Below are 19,419 nucleotides of genomic sequence, written 5' to 3'. Positions count from 1 at the left end.
GTCCGATCCGCCCTATGGTCCGGACATGCTGCACATGCGAAGCGACCGGATCGGGTGGGCCGTAAACGCGCCCTGGCAGGCACTCTCCAACGTCTGGAACCGGATGATCGCTTCCGACCCCGGCCTCTTGCGCCTGTTCATGGCATTCCGCGGCACCCTGTCGGTGTTCGTGATGACAGTGGTGGCGCTGCTGCTGGGCCATCTGCTCGACGCCGCGCCCGTGGAGTTCGCCTCCGGCATCACCTTCAGCCTGATGCTGCCGTTCCTGGCGCGGGAGCCGACCCGGCGTGAGCGGCAGCGCACCATGGTCATGCTGGCACTGCCCGCCGCCGGCGCCGCGATCGTCACCACCGTCATGCACGGCCGCGGCGTGTTGGGCGACAGTTTCTTCCTCGTGCTGGTGTTCCTGTGCTTCCTGCTGCAGGCCCGCAGCCCGCAAGGCATCGCGTTGGGCCTGGTGGCGGTCGTCATCAGCTATGTCGGGCTGTATCTGGAACTGCCGGTGTCGACGCTGCCGATTCAGATGCTGTCGGTCCTGGTGGCAATCCCCGTCGTCTGGTTCATCGGCATCGTCGCGCTGCCGCTGCGGCCGGCCAGGACATTGCGGCGAACCGTGCAGGCAGTGCAGGGCCGCGCCGCCATGGTGCTGCGCGACGCTGGCGGCCTGGCCGCCGGGCAACCCGCGACCGTGCAGCGTCTGCGGCGCAGCCTGGCGCAATTGAACGAGGCCGCCCTGGCCGCCGACGATCAGATGGCCCTGCTGGACCCGGTGGGCAGCGCGCCGCTGCGCCTACACCTGATGGATCTGGAACTGGCCGCAGCCCGCCTGGCGAACGCCCCGCTGGACGTCGTCGCCGGGCAGAATAGCCGCCGCCAGGCCGCCCGCATCCGCGCGCACGAGCGCCGGCTGCGCCGTGGCCGCTGGTCCCGCCATCATCTCCGCGGCCCCAACACGAACTCCCCCCAAACCACCGTGGCCGCCGCGCTGGCCGACCTGATGCGGGCTGCCTCCGCCCTCGGGCTCTGCCCCGTCGCCCCAACCATTGCCCAGCCGCCCGCGCCGGTGGTGCGGCCCGCACCAGGGCCGCTCGCCTGGCGGATCGCGCTGCGGGTCACGCTCGCCTCCGCCATGGCGATGGCAGGCGGCATGGCACTATCGCCCCAGCGCTGGTTCTGGGCCGTGGTCACCGTCTACGTCGTGTTCCTGAACGCCCGGTCGCGCGGCGACACCATCTACAAGGGCGCCCAACGATTGAGCGGCACGCTGCTCGGTTTGGTATGCGGCCTGCTACTGGCGACGCTGCTGGCCGGCGACGTGGTGGTGCAATGCGCCGCCCTGCTGGCCGCGATCTTCGGCATGTACTACTTCATCATGATCTCGTACACGATCGGGATCTTCTGCGTGACCATGCTGCTGGGGCTGCTCTACAGCCTGCTCGGCGCCTCGTTGGAGCCTTTGTTGGTCCTGCGATTGGAAGAAACCGCGATCGGCGCCGTCTCCGCCATTCTGGTCGCGGCCTACGTGCTGCCGGTCCGCACGCGGGACCAGGTGAAGACCTCGGGCGCCGCCGTGCTGCGCGCTTTGTCCCTGGCGGTCGCCACCTGCCGCGACGCCCTGGCCGGCAAGCCCGGCGCCAACCCGGTGGCCGCCATGCGCGCCGTGGACCGCCAGGTCGCCGATCTGCGACTGGCGCTGCTGCCGCTGCGGGCCGGGCGGTTCCTGATGCGCCGGACCGAGTTGGAGCGTCCGGTGCCCGCCCTGCTGGACTGCGTGCATTGGCTGCGCGTGCTGGCCGTCTCCGCCACCGCGGCCGATCCCGATGCCGTGGCGCAGGCCGACGCGATCGAGCGCCGCCTGGCCGCCCTGGCCGCAGGCGAACGCCCGATCCCGAGCGCGCCCGTGCCCGCCATCCCACCCGCCTTCGCCCCCGCCCGCGATGCGTTGAACCGGCTGGAACACGCCACCGCCGATCTGACCGAGCGGCTGGCGATCGGCGCGCTCCAGGGCTTCCAGTTGGAGCGTTAGCGCTTGGTGTAGGTGCCGGTGAACGTCACGTTCATCCCGCCGCAATTCATGGTGTCGCTGACTGCCAGATAGGGCGGCACGAGCGTCATCGTCACCTGACACCCATCCGGGTCCGTATCGGCGAACACCACCTTGTTCCCCCTTGGCGCCGCCGCGCCGCTCATCTGGCCGAGATTGGGTCCACCGGGCCGCTCCTTCAGCGACGGATTGGCGGACGGCCAATACGCCTCCCCCGACGCGACCAGCTGCGCGCCCTTCGTCTTCAGGCTGATGGTGTTGTCGCCGTCGTGCCACGCGCCGCTCCACGCAGCCAACGGTGAGGCGGCCAGCGGTCGGGCCGCGATCTCGGACTGCAGCACATACCCGGCGCTGCTGCCCGCCTTGCCCGCGAACAGCGCGCAGATATAGCGGCCCTGCACGCGACCCGTCAGCACGGTATCCCCCGGCACGACATAGACCCGGGTCTGGCAGGCGGCGCTGTCGTTCGGGCAGGGGGCGGTGTCGCTGCGCAAATAGGTGCGCGGGCCGCCCACGATCCTCGCCACACCCAGCGGCGACTGCGTGGTGATATTGCCCTGGCGGCACATCGTATCGTCTTGGGCCCAGGCCAGCCCGGGAAGGGTGCAGGATAGGGCAAGCAGGACAGTCGGAAGCGTGCGCATGGCGGCCAGACTATTCCGGTGCCGCTTCAACGGAAATCCCGCGTCGGCACTTTGATTCCCACCTCCTTGGCTGGCCGGTCCGGCACGTAAATGTCGCGCGTGCGAAACCGCGCCTTGTCCACCTGCTCCCGCGAATCGCCGCTGGCGGGGTGGGTGGCCCCATCTCCCCGCCCACGCTCGATTGGAAACGGCAGGTCCCGCGCCCCCACCGATCGCAGCTCTGCCGACAAATCGGTCAATGTCTCCACCACGACATGGATCACATCGCCCTCCCGCTGCACCTTGCCGTGGCAGGCGATCATGCTGGCGGATAGGACAAGCCTTCGCTGCTTCTCGAACTGGTCGGGCCATAGCACCAGGTTGGCGATCCCGGTTTCATCCTCGATCGTGATGAACATGACGCCCTTTGCACTGCCGGGCCGCTGCCGCACCAGCACGATCCCCGCCACGGTGACCCGGCGCCCTGCGCGGCCCGACGCCAACGCGACGCACGGCACCATCCCGCGGCGCCCCAACTCCTTCCGCAGGAAATGCAGCGGGTGGTGGCGCAGCGTGAGGCCGGTGGATTGGTAATCCTCCACCACCTCCCGCCCTTCGGTCATCGGGCGCAGTGCCACCGCGGGCTCCGCGGCCATCGCCAGCAAAGGCGGTGGCGGTTCGCCTAGCCCGCGGATCACCCACAGGGCCTGCCGCCGGTCGGCGCCCAACCCCGCGAACGCATCCGCCTCCGCCAGCCGCTCCAGCGCCGACACCGGCACCGCAGCCCGGCGCCACACATCCTCCACCGAGCCATACCCGGCGCCCCGGCGCCCGATGATCGTCTTGGCCTGCACCTCCGCCAACCCCTTGATCATCCGCAGACCCAACCGCACCGCCTTGTACTTCCCGACCGCATCCTCCAGCGTACAATCCCATTCGCTGGCGTTGACGCAGGCGTGTCGCACATCCACCCCATGCTGCCGCGCATCCCGCGCCACTTGCGACGGTGCGTAGAACCCCATCGGCTGCGCATTCAGCAACGCCGCGCAGAACGAGTCCGGATGATGCCGCTTCACCCACGCGCTGGCATAGGCAATCAGCGCGAATGACGCCGCGTGGCTTTCCGGAAACCCATACGACCCAAAACCCTTGATCTGATTGAACGTGCGTTCGGCAAATTCCGCCGTGTAGCCGTTGCTGATCATCCCATTGATCATGTCGTCGCGGAATTGTCCCACCCCGCCCGTAACCTTGAACGTCGCCATGGACCGGCGAAGCTGGTCCGCCTTGTTGGCAGAGAACCCGGCGCAGACGATAGCCACCCGCATCGCCTGTTCCTGAAACAGCGGCACGCCCAACGTGCGCTCCAGTACGGCCTTCAATTCCGGCGTTGGGTAATCCGGTTTTTCCAAGTTCATCCGTCGCCGCAAATACGGATGCACCATATCCCCCTGGATCGGTCCCGGCCGTACGATCGCGACCTGGATGGTGAGGTCGTACAGCTTATTCGGCTTATGCCGCGGCAGCATCGACATCTGGGCACGGCTTTCGATCTGGAACGTGCCCAGCGTATCGGCTTTCTGGATCATCTCGTACGTCGGCTTGTCATCCAGCGGAATGGCGGCGATGTCATAGCGCTTGCCGTGATGCTGATCGATCAAATCGAAAGCGCGGCGCAGGCAGCCCAGCATACCCAAGCCCAATATATCGACCTTCATGAACTTCAATATGTCGATGTCGTCTTTGTCCCACTCGATGACCTGCCGATCTTTCATGGATGCCGGTTCGACCGGCACGAGATCGGCCAACAGATCCTGCGTCAGCACGAAACCGCCAGGATGCTGCGACAAATGCCGCGGATGGTGGATCAGCTCTCGCGACAACTCCAACGTGAGGCGCAGCCTACGATCCGCCAAATTGAGGTTGAGCTGTTCAGCGTGTCCATCCTCCACACCATCCTCCGACCATCCCCAGACCTGGGACGCCAGCGCTGCCGTCACATCCTCCGTCAGGCCCATCACTTTGCCCACCTCCCGCACCGCCCCGCGCGATCGGTAACGGATCACGGTGGCGCACAGCGCCGCACGTGTGCGGCCATAATGCGCGTAGATCCATTGGATGATTTCCTCCCGCCGCTCGTGCTCGAAATCCACGTCGATATCCGGCGGTTCACGACGATCGGTGGAAACGAAGCGTTCGAACAACAGGCCGCTTTCCACCGGGTCGATGGCAGTGATCCCCAACACGTAGCACACCGCCGAATTGGCCGCGGAGCCACGGCCCTGGCAAAGAATGCCCATCGCCTTGGCTTGCCGCACGATCGTATTGACAGTCAGGAAATACGGCGCGTATCGCATCTCCGCAATCAGCGCCAATTCATGTTTAAGCTGATCCTGGACCTTATCCGGCGCGCCGCCCGGGAATCGGGTCGGCACGCTGGCCCAGGTATGACGCTCCAACGCTTGCTGTGCGTTCTCGCCGGGTAGTTCGGTCTCGTTCGGATACTGATATTGCAAATCCGCCAGGGAAAACCGGCAGCGCTCGGCAATATCGATCGTTCGTGCCAACGCTTCCGGATAATCCCCGAACAGCCGCGCCATTTCCGCCGGAGACTGCAAATGGCGGTCGGCAAAGCGTTCCAACCGATGCCCGGAATCATCGATGGTGCAGCCTTCGCGGATACAGCTCATCACATCCTGCAGCATCCGGCGTTCCGGCGCATGATACAGCACATCGCCCGTAACGACGGTGGCGACCTGCGCCGCCTGCGCCATGTCCGCCAATTGCCGCAGCCGCACCGCATCACCAGGCCGCCGCCGCAATGTGAGCGCCACATGGCCGCGATCGCCAAAGACACGATGCAACCGGCGTAGATTGTCAGCATCCGCCCCGCCGGGTAGCAGGATCGCGATCAATCCCTCGCCATGCTCCACCACATCATCCCAATCCAGCCAGCAAGCCCCCTTGCCAGCCCGTGACTTGCCCCGCGTCAGCATCTGGCACAGCCGCGAATAGGCTGGCCGGTCGGTGGGATACGCGAGCAACGACGTGCCATCCCGCAAATCCAGCCTGCACCCCACGATGAAGCGCATCTCCGCCTCGATCGCCCGCCCATGCGAGCGCAACACCCCCGCCAGCGTATTCCGGTCCGTCACCGCCAGCGCGAAATGCCCCAGCACCTTCGCCGTCAGCAGCAATTCCTCCGGATGGCTCGCCCCGCGCAGGAACGAGTAGTTGGACGTCACCTGCAACTCCGCATACCGCACAACCGGCACTGGCGGTGGCGTGGTGTCCAGGCGTTCCGGAAATTGCAGAACATTGGTCATGACGTAGGACAACCCTTAGTGGCAGGGCGCGGCCCTGCACCCGAAAGGGATAGTCATCCCCTTTGACCCCTTATCTCAAGGCCCCTCAAAACACCCCATGCATGAACCACTGCAAATCCCCGCTCTCGGTCCCGTTGCCATCGCCCCGCCGGTACAGCCAGAAGCGGCGACCACCTTCCACCTCCACCTGCCAATAATCCCGCACCGCGCCGATTTCCGCATCGCGCCGCCACCACTCGCCAGCAATCCGCTCCGGCCCATCCGCCCGACGCACATGATGCCGATGCCGCCGCCAGGTAAAAGCAGTCGGCGGCCGGTCGGGTAATCCAGACAGCATCTGCACCGGCTGCGGCGGATGGATCAGTCGCGCCGGCCGCGGCCATGCCGGCCACGCCGCCCCACCCGGCGGCGCCACCGCAGACACGTGACGCACCGAGCGTTCCGGCACATCGCTTTCCACCGCCGCTGCCCGCCACACCCGGCCGGCCCCCAGCCGGTTGGACAGCCGGTCCACCAGCATCGCCACATCCGCCTCCGTCTCCGCCGCCAAATTCGCTACCTGGACGTAGGCCAGCGGCTCGGCGAACGGCACTGCCAGGCGCAGCGCGTCCACGCCCAGGCCGGGGTCGATCGTCTCGACCTGCTCCTCCAGCAATCGGCCCAAATGGCGGGCGTCGCGGGACGGCCGGGCGGTGCCGGCGCGAATGGCGGTGACCGTGCCGTCCACCCGCTCGAACAACAGATCCAAATGCCGCGCGCCCAACCCGGTCCGCTCCAGCAGCGTGCACACCTGGCCGACCAACGCGCCGATTACGGCAACGAAGCTTTCCGCCGTCAGCAACGGTTCGGCAAACGCCATCCGGGCCTGCGGCATGTCCGGCGGCACCACCGGCGTAATCGGCTCCGCCACCCGCCCCATCGCCTGGTCCAACCGCTGCAACACGGCAGCGCCGAACCGCCGGGCCAGCGGGCCGCGCGGCAAGGCAGCCAAATCCGCCACCTGCTCCAACCCCAACCGCCGCAGCGTCGCCACCGCATCCGCCGCCAGCCGCAACGACGCCACCGGCAGGGGATCCAGCGCCCGGGTCACACCCCCCGGCGCCACCACCGTCACCAACCCGGCGCCATGCCGGGCCAGCGCATGCGCCGCACCCGGCGTGTCGGCGATGGCAGCACGGGCAGTCATGCCATCCGCGGCCAACCGGCCCAGCAAGCTGTCCAACATGGCCGCCTCGCCCCCATGCAAATGGGCGCACCCGGTGGCGTCGATCCACACGCCGTCCGTATCCGGCGCGGTCATCGGCGACAGGCGCAGGCACCAGGCCGCCAACCGCCCCAGCGCCGCGGCATCACCCGCCGGGTCGGCATCCGCGATCTGCAAATCGGGCACCATGGCCTGCGCATGCGCCAACGCCATGCCGACGTGCAGCCCCAACGCCCCCGCCGCCGCATCCACCGCCCCGATCACCATGCGCCGCCCATCATGCAGCCGGGTGACCAGCGGCGCCTCAACCGGCGGTGCGCTGCTGTGCCGGCGCAGCCGATCGGTCGGAAAACTCGGTAACCAAAGCGAGACGACCCTGCGCATCACACGCCTCCACGGTCCAGGTTGCAGGCACGCCACCGCGGCAGCGCATCAGGTCGAGCCGCCATCGCGCCCGCGCCAATCCTGGCACGTCGGGCGCATGCGGAATCGGCGGCGGCGAGGGCAGGGCTGCCACCCGCCAGCGCGTAACCGCGGCGTTCGGCTCGGCCAATGCCGGGTCGGCGGCGCGGCGAAACCGGCGCAGAGCGAACACGGTAACGCCCGAGCCCTCCGCCGCCAGTTGCAGCCGGCGCGATGCGGTCAGCCCCATGCGCCCCACTTCCCCCACCACGCCAGCGAGGCCCGGGTGGCGCAACGCTTCCTCCATCACCAGCAGAACGGCACTGCCGGCCTCGGCGAAGATCACCCGGTCCGGCTGCAGCCCGGCGGCAGCCAGGGCAGGGGCGAACAGGTCGTTGCGCATCACTGCCCACAGCACCGGCCCCCGCCGCCGGGCCAGCAACCCGGCCAGCAACAGCGCCGCCGCCGCCCCGTGCTCGACATCCGGGCCATCCCCGGCAACCTCGTGCAGCGCCCCGTTCAGCAACCCGCCACCGGGCAAATGCTGGTCGATCTGCGTCACGCCGAACCGCAGCACATCGGCCCGCACCACGGGCCGCCGTTCCAGCCGGGCGATGCGATCGCGCAAACGGTCGAGGGTGGCGGTGGGGGGAATAGTGGGGTGCTCCTCGCTCAGAAGGAACGTATAGAGAACAATTGGGCTTGGGAAGGTAGTCCCAAGAAGATTCAGAAAGAGTCGTTATGAGTCAAAAAGATGGATTGTTTTCCTGCGCCGTCAGATGCGACTCGCCCTCTAGCGCGATTACGCCAGCGGCTTCGCCATGTAGACGCGCCGCAATCCCTTCTCCACGGCCCGATGCGTCTCCACGTAGCCGATGCGGGAATACAGCCCGATATTCTCGACCATCGCCTCGTTCGTGTACAGCGTGATCGAGCGATACCCCGCCGCCCTGGCCGCCCGCTCGGCAAACTCCAGCATCCTGCGACCCAGCCCAAGCCCCTGCGCATCCGGCGAGACGGCCACGTTATCCAGCAGCATCGCACCCTCCTCCGGAACCAGCACGAGCACGCCTTGCACGGCACCCTCATGCTCGGCGACCCGCACCAGACCTTGCTCGATCAGCGCGCCGTAATCGTCCAGCATCGGCCCCGGCTGCCGCCCAATGCGCGCCACGTAATGCGAATAGGCCGCCCGAACGATCGTCTCCACCGCCTGCAGATCGTCGCGAGTGGCCGGCCGGGGATCATCTTGCCTCATACCAACACCCTGCCGCGCCGGACGGTCATGGGAAAGCCGCCACCGACCATCCCAGTTGACGACGCCCCGCCACCTCCCGTATCCCTGCATCCATGTTCGCAACGACCACCCTCAAGCGCATGACCAAGACCACCGCTCCGGCGGGGCGTCTCTGGGTGCGCGTGCGGTAATCTCCGCGGCATAGCGACCCCAGAAGGCCCCGCCGGAAAACGGACGGGGCCGCTGCACACTCTTGGCACCCGTCTCTCCCGGCTTCACGGAAGAAGAGACATCATGCTGAACCCCCTCGAACGACAAGCCCTCGAACATCCAACCATGGCGCCGTCCAGACAGATCCCGGCAGCCGCCCCCACCGTGGCGATCGTCGGTGCAACCGGCGCCGTCGGCGTGGAATTGCTGACCTGCCTGGAGGCGCGCGGCTTCCCGGTCGGCCGGCTGCGTCTGCTGGCCTCCGCACGCTCCGCCGGCCGCACCATGTCCTTCCGCGGCGAAACCATCGCTGTGGAAGAACTCACCGAGGCGAGCTTCGACGGCGTCGACCTCGCCCTGTTCTCCGCCGGCAGCAGCATTTCCAAGCGCTATGCCGCCGTGGCGGTCAAGGCGGGCGCGGTGGTGGTGGACAACTCCTCCGCCTTCCGCATGGACCCGGACGTGCCGCTGGTCGTGCCGGAGGTGAATGGCGCCACCCTGGCCCGGCATCGCGGCATCATCGCCAACCCGAACTGCGTCGCCGCCATCGCCACGGTCGCCCTGGCCCCGTTGCACCGCGCCCACCCCATCCGCCGGCTCACAGCCGCAACCTACCAGGCCGCCTCGGGCGCCGGCGCCGCGGCCATGGAGGAACTCCGCCTCTCCACCGCCGCCTACCTCGCTGGTGAGGCATACGCGCCGCAGGTGCTACCCCACCCCTACGCGTTCAACCTCTTCAGCCACAACGCCGACATGGACCCGGCCACCGGCCATAACGGCGAGGAACTGAAATTCGTCGCCGAAACCCGCCGCATCCTGGATGCCATCCAACTCCCGATCGGCATCACCTGCATCCGCGTCCCCGTGCTGCGCGCGCACGCCATGGCCCTGACCATTGAGTTCGATGAGGTCGTCACCGCCGAGGAAGCCCGCGCCCTCCTCGCCACCGCATCCGGCGTGCGCCTGGTCGACGACATGGCCACCAACCACTACCCCATGCCGTCCGAAGCCTCCGGCCAAGATGACGTGCTGGTCGGCCGCATCCGCCGCGACCTGGGCGACCCCTCCGGCCGCACCCTGGCGATTTTTGTTGCGGGCGACCAATTGCTGAAGGGCGCCGCCCTCAACGCGGTGCAAATCGCCGAGGCGCTGCTGAAGCGCTAGCCCCCGCCGAGCAGCCGGGCCACCACCTGGTCCGCCAGCGCATCGGCGCTGGCGGTTGAAGTATGCAACACCAACTCCGGCTGCTCTGGCGCTTCATAGGGTGCGCTCACGCCGGTAAAGTTCCGGATCAGCCCGGCATCGGCCTTGGCATACAGCCCCTTCACGTCGCGCCGTCGGCATTCCTCCACTGGCGTATCGACGAACACCTCGATGAATTCGCCATCCCCCACCAACTCGCGCGCCATCTGCCGCTCCGCCCGGTAGGGGGAGATGAAGCAGCACAGCACGATCAGCCCGGCATCCAGGAACAGCGTCGCCACCTCTGCCACGCGACGGATATTCTCCACCCGGTCCGCCGGGGTGAAGCCCAGGTCGCGATTCAGACCGTGGCGCACATTGTCGCCGTCCAGCAGCGTGCTGTGCAGCCCCCGCGCATACAGTTTCTGCTCCACCAGGTTGGCGATCGCGGATTTCCCGGCACCGGATAGCCCGGTGAACCACACCACCACCGGGGTCTGTTGCTTCAGCCGGGCGCGGGCGGCCTTATCGATCACCGTGGGTTGCCAGGTCAGGTTCGCAGCCCGTGTCAGCGCGAACTCGATCATCCCGGCGGCGGCGGTGGCATTGGTCTCGCGGTCGATGATGATGAAACCGCCCAGCATGCGGTTTTCCGCGAACGGCGCGAAGGCGACCGGCGATTGCAGCGACACGTTCACCACGGCGATGTCGTTCATCGCCAACTCCGTCGCGCTCACCTTCTCCTGCGTGTTGACGGCGATGCGATGGCGAATCCGGGTCACGCTACCCGGCACCAGCGCCGTGCCGATCTGGAACCAATAGGTGCGACCGGCAGACAGCGGCCGCGCATCCACCCATACCAGCCGGGCCTGGAACTGGTCCGATCGCTCCAGCGGCGCGTTGTCCGCCGTCAGCACATCTCCACGGGAAATATCCAGCGGCTCGACCAGCGCGATCGTCACGGCTTGCCCGGTTTCCGCCGCCTCCGCCTCCACGCCCGCCACCAGAATGCGCGCCACGGCCGATGACCCGGCGGTGGCAGCAACGCGCTCGCCCACCCGCACGCCACCGGCCGCAACCGTGCCGCTATAGCCGCGGAACTCCGAATCCGGCCGGCTCACCAACTGCACCGGCATGCGAAACGGCTGCGCCACCTGGCTGGCCGGCTGCACCGTCTCCAAATGCTCCAGCAAGGCCAGCCCTACGTACCACGGCGTCCGCACGCTGCGCGCCACGACATTGTCGCCATAGCGGGCGGATAGCGGGATCGCCGTCACCGCATCGAATCCCAGGCCGGCGCTGAATTGGGCATACTCGGCCACGATCCGCTCGAACACCGCCGGGTCGAACCCCACCAAATCGATCTTGTTCACCGCCAGCACGATCTGCCGGATCCCCAGCAGGCTCACGATCAGCGAATGCCGCCGCGTCTGCGTCACCAGCCCATGCCGCGCATCCACCAGCAGAATGGCCAGATCGGCAGTGGACGCCCCCGTGGCCATATTCCGCGTGTACTGCTCGTGGCCCGGCGTGTCCGCCACGATGAAGCGGCGCCGCGGCGTGGTGATGAACCGATAGGCGACATCGATGGTGATGCCCTGCTCCCGCTCCGCCTGCAGCCCGTCCACCAATAGGGCGTAATCGACCTCATCCCCCGTGGTGCCGTGCCGCCGGCTATCCCGCGCCAGCGTCGCCGCCTGGTCGTCCAGGATCAGCCGCGTCTCGTGCAGCAGCCGCCCGATCAGGGTCGACTTCCCATCATCCACGCTGCCGCAGGTGATGAAGCGGAGCAGATCCGGCTCCACTAGAAATACCCCTCCCGCTTCTTCTTCTCCATCGAACTCGCCTCGTCCCGGTCGATCAGCCGCCCACCCCGTTCGGACGTGCGGACCGCCTGCATCTCCGCGATGATCTCGGCAATGCTCGTGGCGTCAGACGGCATCGCCCCCGTCAGCGGATAGCAACCCAATGAGCGAAACCGCAGCCGCCGCGTCTGCGGCACCTCACCGGGCGCCAGCCGCATGCGCTCGTCATGCACCACGATCAGGCTGCCGTCCCGCTCCACCACCTGATGGTCCTGCGCGAAATACAGCGGGACGATCGGGATCTCCTCCTGCTGGATGTAGGCCCAGATATCCAATTCGGTCCAATTCGACAGCGGGAACACCCGGATCGATTCCCCCGCTTTCACCCGCCCATTATACGCCTGCCAAAACTCCGGCCGCTGGTTCTTCGGGTCCCATTCCTGGCTCGCCGTACGGAACGAGAAAATCCGCTCCTTCGCCCGCGACACCTCCTCATCCCGCCGCGCCCCGCCAAACGCCGCATCGAACCCATGCGCGCCCAGCGCCTGCTTCAGCGCCTCCGTCTTCATCACCTGCGTGTAGTGGGAGGATCCGGAATCGAACGGGTTCACTCCGGCGCGCCGACCCTCCTCATTGGTATGCACCAACAAGTTCAGTCCCAGCCGCCGCGCCGTCTCGTCCCGGAACGCGATCATCTCGCGGAACTTCCAGCCGGTATCGACATGCAGCAGCGCAAACGGGATCGGGCCCGGCGCAAACGCCTTCTGCGCCAGATGCAGCATGACGGAGGAATCCTTGCCCACCGAATACAGCATCACCGGGAGGCGGCATTGCGCCACCACTTCCCGAAGGATGTGGATCGATTCCGCCTCAAGATAGGACAGATAGCGCATCGGTTTCCTATGCTGTGGCATGCGGCTCAAAAACGGCAGCTAGGCTGATATATGCGGCATCCCGCCGCCAACCGGCAAGGCCACGCGGATTCCGGTTGAACGGGCCCAGCTTTTGTGATCCTTCGCCCCTCCGCCGGATGTATCGCCCGCATTGCACCGGGGCAGCCGAATGGGGGCAGATTTGCATGAGTCCGTGACGGTTCGGCCCCCCATTGCGCGAACCACGCTAGCCGTGGCCGTCGGCATCGCCACCAAAGGACGCGCCGCGGTGCTGCGCGAAACGATCGCCGAACTGCAAGCGCAAACCCAGCGCCCCAGCCGCATCATCATCGCCCACACCGACGCATCGGACGTGGCGGGCCTCGTGCCCGTTGATGGCCTCGAACTTGTTTGCGTGGCCGCCGGGCTGTGCAACCAGCGCAACGCCATTCTCGACCGTCTGGCCGATGACGGGTCCGACATCGTTCTGTTCTTCGACGACGATTTCCTGCCGATGCCGGACTACATCGCCGCCACCGCCGCCGCCTTCCTGTCCAACCACGACATCGCCGTCACCACCGGTGAGGTTCTGGTCGATGGCATCAAAGGACCCGGGCTCACCGCGGAATACGGGCGAGACGTGCTGGCCGCGCAGCCCGAAACCGCGGTCCCGGCGGCGATGACCCTCGTGCGCAACGGCTATGGCTGCAACATGGCCATCCGCCTCGCCTTCATCCGCAGCACCGCCATGCGGTTCGACCCCAACCTTCCCTTCTATGGCTGGTTGGAGGACGTGGATTTCTGCGTCCGCGCCGGCGCCCACGGCCGCATCGTCAAGCTGCCCGGCGCGCGCGGCGTGCATCTGGGCGTGAAGCTGGGCCGCGGCTCCGGCACCCGGCTGGGCTACTCGCAGGTGAGCAACCCGGTCTATTTGGTGCGCAAAGGCTCGATGCCGCAGCGGGACGCGATCATTTCCGTCAGCAAGAACATCATCGCCAACACCGCCAAGTATTTCTTCCCCGAGCCATATGTCGACCGCCCAGGCCGCTTGCGGGGCAACATGATCGCGCTGCGCGAACTGCTCGCCGGCACGATCCGCCCCACCCGCGTGCTGGACCTTTAGCGGCCGCTACTTCACCGACGCGACACGCAGCGCATTCGTCGTCCCGGCCTGGCCGAACGGGACGCCGGCCGCCACCACGATCGTGTCGCCATGCGCCGCAAACCCCTCGCTGCGGGCCGTGCGGGTGGCCCGGCTGACGGTTTCGGTCATGGTGTGCGTTTCCGTCGGCGTCACCACCGCGTGCACGCCCCACACGACGGCCATGCGGCGGGCAGTCTTCTGCTCGGTCGTCATCCCCAGCACCGGGCAATCCGGCCGGGTGCGGGCGATGCGCAGCGCGGTCGAGCCGGACATCGTGTAGGCGGCAATCGCCTTCGCATCGATCGTCTTGGCGATCTGCCGCGCGGCAGCGGCGATCGCGTCGGAGATGGTGCGCTCCGGTGGCGGGCGGCTGCTCTCACACAACTCGCGCCAGCCTGGGTCACGTTCCACCCGGTCGATGATGCGGTCCATCATGTTCACCGCCTCGTAGGGAAACTGCCCGGCGGCCGTCTCCGCGCTCAGCATCACCGCATCCGCCCCGTCGAACACCGCCGTCGCCACGTCGGACGCCTCGGCGCGGGTAGGGGCGGGGGCGCTGATCATGCTCTCCAGCATCTGCGTCGCCACCACCACGGGAATACCGAGCTGCCGCGCCGCCCGCACGATGCGCTTCTGCGCCAGCGGCACTTCCTCCGGCGGCAACTCCACGCCCAGATCGCCGCGCGCCACCATCACCGCATCGGACAGCGCCAGGATGCCGTCCAGATTGTCCAACGCCTGTGGCTTTTCCAGCTTGGTCATGATCCAGGCGCGGCCATCCGCGATCGACCGTGCCTCGGCCACATCCTCCGGCCGCTGCACGAACGACAGGCCGATATAGTCCACCCCGTGATCCAGGGCGAAACGCAGATCCTCGTGGTCTTTCTTCGTCAGCGCCGGGATCGGCAGCACCACGTCCGGCACGTTGACGCCCTTTCGGTCGGACAGCGTGCCCCCAGTGACGATCTCGCATTCCAGGTGGTCGTCCCGCTTGTGCGACACGCGCAGCCGCAGCTTGCCGTCATCCAGCAGCAGGGTGGTGCCGATCCCGGCGGCGACCATGATTTCCGGGTGCGGCAACTGCACCCGGCGCGCATCGCCCGGCACTGGCGACAAATCCAGCCGGAAGGCCTGGCCGGTCTGCAGGCTCACCCGCCCGGCCTGGAACTTGCCCACCCTCAGCTTCGGCCCCTGCACGTCGGCCAGGATGCCGATCGGGCGCCCCGTCTCTTCCTCCAGCGCCCGGATCAGCGCGATATTGGCGGCATGGCCCTCATGCGTGCCGTGGCTAAAATTCAGGCGAAAAACATCCGCCCCGCCACGAAACAGCCGTCCCAGCATCTCGGCCGAACTGCTCGACGGGCCAAGCGTGGCAACGATCTTCGTGCGCCGGCGGCGGCGCATTTTGATAGGGGCCAGTGGACTTACTCCTCAGGTGACCAGGATCGCGCGGAAATCGTTCACGTTGGTCAGGGTGGGCCCGGTGCGGATCAGGTCGCCCACGGCGTCGAACAGGCTGTAGCTGTCATGGGCCGCCAGGCAGGTCGCCGGGTCAACCCCTGCGGCCGTAGCACGCGCCAGCGTCGAAGGTGTGACGATGGCCCCGGCAGCGTCCTCCGTGCCGTCGATCCCGTCCGTGTCGCCGGCGACGGCCCAGATATTCGGCAGTCCTTGCAATGCGACCGCCAGGCTCAGCAAAAATTCGGTATTCCGCCCGCCACGCCCCGGTTTGCGCGCGCCGATCGTCACGGTCGCTTCCCCACCGGACAGCAGGACGCAGGGCGCCGGCGCCGGATGGCCATGGGTGCGGATGCTGCGGGCGATGCCGGCCATCACGGTGCCAAGCTCGCGGCTCTCCCCCTCCAGCGCATCGCCCAGGATCATCGGCGTCGCCCCAGCCTCCCGCACTGCCTGTGCCGCGGCCTCCAGCGCCATGGCCGGCGTTGCGATCATGCGGACATCCACCGGACCCGCGATCGGCGGCAGGTTCGCCTCGCCGGCCAGCAATGCCGCGGCGGCCGGTGGCAATTCCACGCCATACTGCGCCACCATCGCCCGCACTGCCGCACGGCTCGGCGCGCCAGGCACCGTGGGGCCGCTGGCGATCACCGCCGGGTCATCCCCCGGCACGTCGGAAATCACCAATGTCACCACCCGCGCCGGAGCCGCCGCCGCGGCCAGCCGCCCGGCCTTGATCCCCGACAGATGCTTGCGCACGGCATTCATCACCCCGATCGGCGCGCCCGATCGAAGCAGCGAGGCATTGACCGCCTGCTTGTCCGCCAGGCTCAGCCCCGGACCCGGCAGCGCCGCCAGCGCGGACCCGCCGCCGGAGATCAGCGCGATCACCAGATCATCCGGCCCCAGCCCCGCAACCTCCGCCATCAGCGCCCGGGCACCGGCTTCGCTAGCGGCATCCGGGACGGGATGGCTCGCCTCCAGCACGCGGATGCGCTGTGTGGCAAACCCGTGGCCGTAGCGCGTAACGACAATGCCGCGCAGATCCACGTCGGGCCAGGCGGCCTCCAACGCAGCGGCCATGGTGGCGGCGGATTTGCCGACGCCGACGACGATGCAGCGCCCGGTCGGCTTGATCGGCAGGTGGGCTGCCAGCACGGCCGCCGGGTCCGCCGCCTGCACGCCCGCGTCGAACAATCCCCGCAGCAGGCTGCGCGCCGTGTTGTCGTTCCAACCCATGCCCGCCACTATGGCGAAGGGCGTACGCCGCCGCCATATACCCCGGTAGGAGGAATCGCGATGACCCCGATCGACCCACAGACCCGCCTGGAGCTGGAAGCCGCCGCATTCCGCCGGCTGACCGAGCACCTGCGCGAACGCAGTGACGTGCAGAATATCGACATGATGAATCTGGCCGGCTTCTGCCGCAACTGCCTAAGCCGCTGGTATCGCGAGGCCGCCGAGTCCCGCGACGTCATCCTATCGGACCCAGAGGCGCGGGAGATCGTCTACGGCATGCCCTACAAGGAATGGCAAGCCCAGCACCAACGGCCCGCCACGCCGGAGCAGCAGGCCGCCTTCGCCAAAGCGCCGACCCACCCGTAGCGCGCATCTGCCATCGCCAGGGGGAATGACACCACCAGTCCGTCTCGCCTAACGTTGCAGGATGCAAGCGGACCAGACGATGCCGTGGCGGTCGGTCGCGACCGCAATGATGGGTGTGCTGGTGGGCGTCGGCCTCGCCCGCTTCTCCTACGCCCCGTTGCTGCCGGTGCTCATCTCGCATGGCTGGTTCGCCCCGGGGGCTGCGGCCTATCTGGGTGCGGCGAATTTGCTGGGTTACCTGGCAGGGGCGCTCGCGTCCCGTCGCCTGGCTGTCCGCTTCGGCACGCCGAAGATGGTGCGGCTCGCGATGCTGCTGGCCGCGATCTCGCTGCTGGCCTGCAGCATCCCATTGCCATTCCTATGGTTCTTCGTCTGGCGCCTGCTTTCCGGCATCGTCGGCGGCTTGCTGATGATCCTGGGCCCGGCTTCCGTCATGGCGCACGTGCCCGCCAATCGCCGCGGGCTGGCCAGCGGGCTCATGATCACCGGCGTCGGCCTGGGCATCGCCGCGTCCGGCACGCTGGTGCCGACGATGCTGCATTGGAGCCTATCGGCCGCCTGGCTCGGCCTGGGAACGCTGTCCCTGGTGCTGACCGCCTTGGCCTGGAACGGCTGGCCGTCTGCGCCGCCGCCGATCATCGCGCCCCCCATCAGCTCGCCGACCCGGTTCGGCCCGATCTCGCTCAGCTACGGGCTCAGCGCGGTCGGCATGGTCCCGCACATGGTGTTCCTGTCGGATTACGTGGCCCGCGGCCTGGGGCGAGGGATAGACGCCGGCGCGTTCAGTTGGGTGATCTACGGTGTCGGCGCCCTGGGTGGCGCCGTGGTCGCCGGGCGCATCGCGGACCGCATCGGCCCGCCAGCCACCATGCGCGGGATCATCCTGGTGCAGGCGGCTACCGTCGTCGCGCTGCTGGCATCGGTTTCCCCGCTCGTGGTCGGCCTGTCCGCCTTGGTCTCCGGCGCCCTTGGCCCGGCGATCAGCGCCGTCATGCTGGGCCGCGTCGGCCAACTGGCGGGCAGTGACGGGATCGCCCGCGCCCGCGGCTGGACCCAGGCGACGATCGCCTGGGCGGCGGGGCAGGCGGCTGGCGCCTACGCCATGGCCTGGCTGTTCGGCGCTTTGCACGGCTATGCCGCCCTGTTCCTGGCCGCCATGATCGCCCTGGCCGCCGCCATCGCGGTAGAACTGGTGTTGTCCCTCCGCCTCCAATCCCGGATCGCCGCATGATCACGCCCCGCGCCCGCGCCCAAGCTTTCTGCGATCGGTTCGGCCTGCGCGTCCCGATCCTGCAAGCGCCAATGGCCGGGTCGTGCCCGCCCGCGCTGGCCATTGCGGTGGCTGGGGCAGGCGGCATGGGCGGCGCAGGCGCGCTGATGATGGACCCGGCGGGCATCGCCACCTGGGCCCGCACCGTGCGCGCCGCCACAAACGGCGCCTTCCAGCTCAACCTTTGGATCCCCGACCCGCCCCCGTTGCGCGACCCGGCGGCCGAGGCCCGGATGCGGGATTTCCTCGGTCACTGGGGCCCCATCGTGCCCGAAACGGCCGGCGACGCCGTGCCCGCCGATTTCGCCGCCCAGTGCGAAGCGCTGTTGCAGGCCGGCCCGGCCGTCGTTTCCTCCATCATGGGGCTCTACCCGGCGCCCTTCGTCGCCCAGCTGAAGCAGCGCGGCATCGCCTGGTTCGCCTGCGTCACCACGACTGTCGAGGCACGCGAGGCCGCCGCCGCCGGCGCCGACGCGCTGGTCGTGCAGGGCGTCGAAGCCGGCGGCCACCGCGGCAGCTTCGACCCCGCCGCAGCCGAGCGCCAATCCGCCACCCTCTTCGCCCTGCTGCCGCAGATCGCCGACCAAACCGACCTACCGCTGATCGCCACCGGCGGCATTGCCGATGGCCGCGGCGTTGCGGCTGCCCTGGTGCTCGGCGCCAGCGCCGTCCAAATCGGCACCGCGCTCCTGCGCAGCCCCGAGGCCGACATCGCCCCCGCCTGGGCTGCCGCCCTGGCCGAGGCCGCAACGCGCGGCACCGTGCAAACCCGCGCCTTCAGCGGTCGCCTCGGCCGCAGCCTCGGCACTGCCTACACCCTCGCCCCCAACGCACCCCCGCCGGAGCCCTACCCAGTGCAACGCGGCCTCACCACCGCCATGCGCGCCGCTGCCCAACAGGCCGATGATGTAGAGCGCATGCAGGCCTGGGCCGGCATGGGCGCCGCCATGGCCCGCGCCGCCCCCGCCGCCGACATCGTGCAAACGCTATGGGAAGACGCGCAGCGCCTGCTGCCCTAGATTGCCCGGCGACAGCAG

Annotated in this window: 15 protein-coding genes; 6 read left to right on the top strand and 9 right to left on the bottom strand. The window is 68.3% G+C overall.

Annotation, left to right across the window (positions count from 1 at the left end):
- The first annotated feature begins 34 nt into the window (after nt 1–34).
- Nucleotides 35–2,026, top strand: coding sequence for an FUSC family protein (locus GSQ76_RS07970; RefSeq protein WP_158743377.1), 1,992 nt, complete (start codon nt 35–37; stop codon nt 2,024–2,026).
- Here the strand turns inward: GSQ76_RS07970 and GSQ76_RS07965 are convergent.
- From GSQ76_RS07965 to GSQ76_RS07945, 5 genes are all read right to left on the bottom strand, one after another.
- Nucleotides 2,023–2,688: a hypothetical protein gene (locus GSQ76_RS07965; RefSeq protein ID WP_158743376.1), complete on the bottom strand. Its 666-nt coding sequence runs from the start codon at nt 2,686–2,688 to the stop codon at nt 2,023–2,025. The genes GSQ76_RS07970 and GSQ76_RS07965 overlap by 4 nt on opposite strands.
- Nucleotides 2,689–2,714: 26 nt before the next feature.
- Entirely contained in the window at nt 2,715–5,993 is a 3,279-nt protein-coding gene (locus GSQ76_RS07960) for an error-prone DNA polymerase (protein WP_216850956.1), read from the bottom strand.
- 85 nt (nt 5,994–6,078) lie between these two features.
- Nucleotides 6,079–7,581 (bottom strand): DNA polymerase Y family protein, encoded by a 1,503-nt coding sequence (locus GSQ76_RS07955; RefSeq protein WP_158743375.1) that lies wholly within the window; start codon nt 7,579–7,581, stop codon nt 6,079–6,081.
- A complete protein-coding gene (locus tag GSQ76_RS07950; RefSeq protein WP_254070297.1) occupies nt 7,502–8,191 on the bottom strand; it encodes an ImuA family protein in 690 nt (229 codons plus the stop codon). Before GSQ76_RS07950 ends, GSQ76_RS07955 begins: the two co-directional genes overlap by 80 nt.
- 210 nt (nt 8,192–8,401) lie before the next feature.
- Nucleotides 8,402–8,857 (bottom strand): GNAT family N-acetyltransferase, encoded by a 456-nt coding sequence (locus tag GSQ76_RS07945; RefSeq protein ID WP_158743374.1) that lies wholly within the window; start codon nt 8,855–8,857, stop codon nt 8,402–8,404.
- Nucleotides 8,858–9,130: 273 nt separating this feature from the next.
- On the opposite strand from GSQ76_RS07945, the gene GSQ76_RS07940 reads away from it, so the two are divergent.
- Nucleotides 9,131–10,210, top strand: a complete 1,080-nt coding sequence (locus tag GSQ76_RS07940; RefSeq protein WP_254070296.1) for an aspartate-semialdehyde dehydrogenase — start codon at nt 9,131–9,133, stop codon at nt 10,208–10,210.
- On the opposite strand, the gene cysC is transcribed toward GSQ76_RS07940, so the two are convergent.
- Complete coding sequence (gene cysC, locus GSQ76_RS07935) at nt 10,207–12,033, bottom strand: adenylyl-sulfate kinase (protein WP_158743373.1); 1,827 nt, start codon at nt 12,031–12,033, stop codon at nt 10,207–10,209. The genes GSQ76_RS07940 and cysC overlap by 4 nt on opposite strands.
- Nucleotides 12,033–12,926, bottom strand: coding sequence for a sulfate adenylyltransferase subunit CysD (gene cysD, locus GSQ76_RS07930; RefSeq protein WP_158743372.1), 894 nt, complete (start codon nt 12,924–12,926; stop codon nt 12,033–12,035). The genes cysC and cysD overlap by 1 nt, the downstream gene beginning before the upstream one ends.
- A 193-nt stretch (nt 12,927–13,119) precedes the next feature.
- On the opposite strand from cysD, the gene GSQ76_RS07925 reads away from it, so the two are divergent.
- Complete coding sequence (locus GSQ76_RS07925) at nt 13,120–14,028, top strand: glycosyltransferase family 2 protein (protein WP_158743371.1); 909 nt, start codon at nt 13,120–13,122, stop codon at nt 14,026–14,028.
- A 6-nt stretch (nt 14,029–14,034) separates the two neighbouring features.
- On the opposite strand, the gene pyk is transcribed toward GSQ76_RS07925, so the two are convergent.
- Nucleotides 14,035–15,453 carry a pyruvate kinase gene (gene pyk / locus GSQ76_RS07920; protein WP_158743370.1) on the bottom strand — a complete coding sequence of 473 codons (1,419 nt, stop codon included), beginning with the start codon at nt 15,451–15,453 and terminating at the stop codon, nt 14,035–14,037.
- Between the two features lie 27 nt (nt 15,454–15,480).
- Complete coding sequence (locus GSQ76_RS07915; protein WP_158743369.1) at nt 15,481–16,746, bottom strand: glycerate kinase; 1,266 nt, start codon at nt 16,744–16,746, stop codon at nt 15,481–15,483.
- Between the two features lie 60 nt (nt 16,747–16,806).
- On the opposite strand from GSQ76_RS07915, the gene GSQ76_RS07910 reads away from it, so the two are divergent.
- The 3 genes from GSQ76_RS07910 to GSQ76_RS07900 all read left to right on the top strand — a co-directional run bounded on the left by GSQ76_RS07910 (nt 16,807) and on the right by GSQ76_RS07900 (nt 19,401).
- Nucleotides 16,807–17,112 (top strand): DUF1244 domain-containing protein, encoded by a 306-nt coding sequence (locus GSQ76_RS07910; RefSeq protein ID WP_158743368.1) that lies wholly within the window; start codon nt 16,807–16,809, stop codon nt 17,110–17,112.
- A gap of 79 nt (nt 17,113–17,191) precedes the next feature.
- Nucleotides 17,192–18,343: a YbfB/YjiJ family MFS transporter gene (locus tag GSQ76_RS07905; protein WP_158743367.1), complete on the top strand. Its 1,152-nt coding sequence runs from the start codon at nt 17,192–17,194 to the stop codon at nt 18,341–18,343.
- The gene (locus tag GSQ76_RS07900) at nt 18,340–19,401 is read left to right on the top strand and encodes a nitronate monooxygenase (protein ID WP_158743366.1); all 1,062 of its coding nucleotides are present in this window, start codon (nt 18,340–18,342) and stop codon (nt 19,399–19,401) included. Before GSQ76_RS07905 ends, GSQ76_RS07900 begins: the two co-directional genes overlap by 4 nt.
- The last annotated feature ends 18 nt before the right edge of the window (nt 19,402–19,419 follow it).

Source organism: Acidisphaera sp. L21 (assembly GCF_009765685.1).
Taxonomy (GTDB): domain Bacteria; phylum Pseudomonadota; class Alphaproteobacteria; order Acetobacterales; family Acetobacteraceae; genus LMUY01.
The sequence above is the reverse complement of the archived record's forward strand: the minus strand, read 5'-3'. Positions and strand labels throughout refer to the sequence as shown.

Excerpts from the sequence above, each read along its gene's own strand:
- pyk (WP_158743370.1), bottom strand. The coding sequence starts at position 15,453 with ATGCGCCGCCGCCGGCGCACGAAGATCGTTGCCACGCTTGGCCCGTCG.
- GSQ76_RS07960 (WP_216850956.1), bottom strand. The coding sequence starts at position 5,993 with ATGACCAATGTTCTGCAATTTCCGGAACGCCTGGACACCACGCCACCG.
- GSQ76_RS07955 (WP_158743375.1), bottom strand. The coding sequence starts at position 7,581 with ATGCGCAGGGTCGTCTCGCTTTGGTTACCGAGTTTTCCGACCGATCGG.
- GSQ76_RS07915 (WP_158743369.1), bottom strand. The coding sequence starts at position 16,746 with ATGGGTTGGAACGACAACACGGCGCGCAGCCTGCTGCGGGGATTGTTC.
- GSQ76_RS07945 (WP_158743374.1), bottom strand. The coding sequence starts at position 8,857 with ATGAGGCAAGATGATCCCCGGCCGGCCACTCGCGACGATCTGCAGGCG.
- GSQ76_RS07940 (WP_254070296.1), top strand. The coding sequence starts at position 9,131 with ATGCTGAACCCCCTCGAACGACAAGCCCTCGAACATCCAACCATGGCG.
- cysD (WP_158743372.1), bottom strand. The coding sequence starts at position 12,926 with ATGCGCTATCTGTCCTATCTTGAGGCGGAATCGATCCACATCCTTCGG.
- GSQ76_RS07970 (WP_158743377.1), top strand. The coding sequence starts at position 35 with ATGCGAAGCGACCGGATCGGGTGGGCCGTAAACGCGCCCTGGCAGGCA.
- GSQ76_RS07910 (WP_158743368.1), top strand. The coding sequence starts at position 16,807 with ATGACCCCGATCGACCCACAGACCCGCCTGGAGCTGGAAGCCGCCGCA.
- GSQ76_RS07905 (WP_158743367.1), top strand. The coding sequence starts at position 17,192 with ATGCCGTGGCGGTCGGTCGCGACCGCAATGATGGGTGTGCTGGTGGGC.
- GSQ76_RS07965 (WP_158743376.1), bottom strand. The coding sequence starts at position 2,688 with ATGCGCACGCTTCCGACTGTCCTGCTTGCCCTATCCTGCACCCTTCCC.
- GSQ76_RS07900 (WP_158743366.1), top strand. The coding sequence starts at position 18,340 with ATGATCACGCCCCGCGCCCGCGCCCAAGCTTTCTGCGATCGGTTCGGC.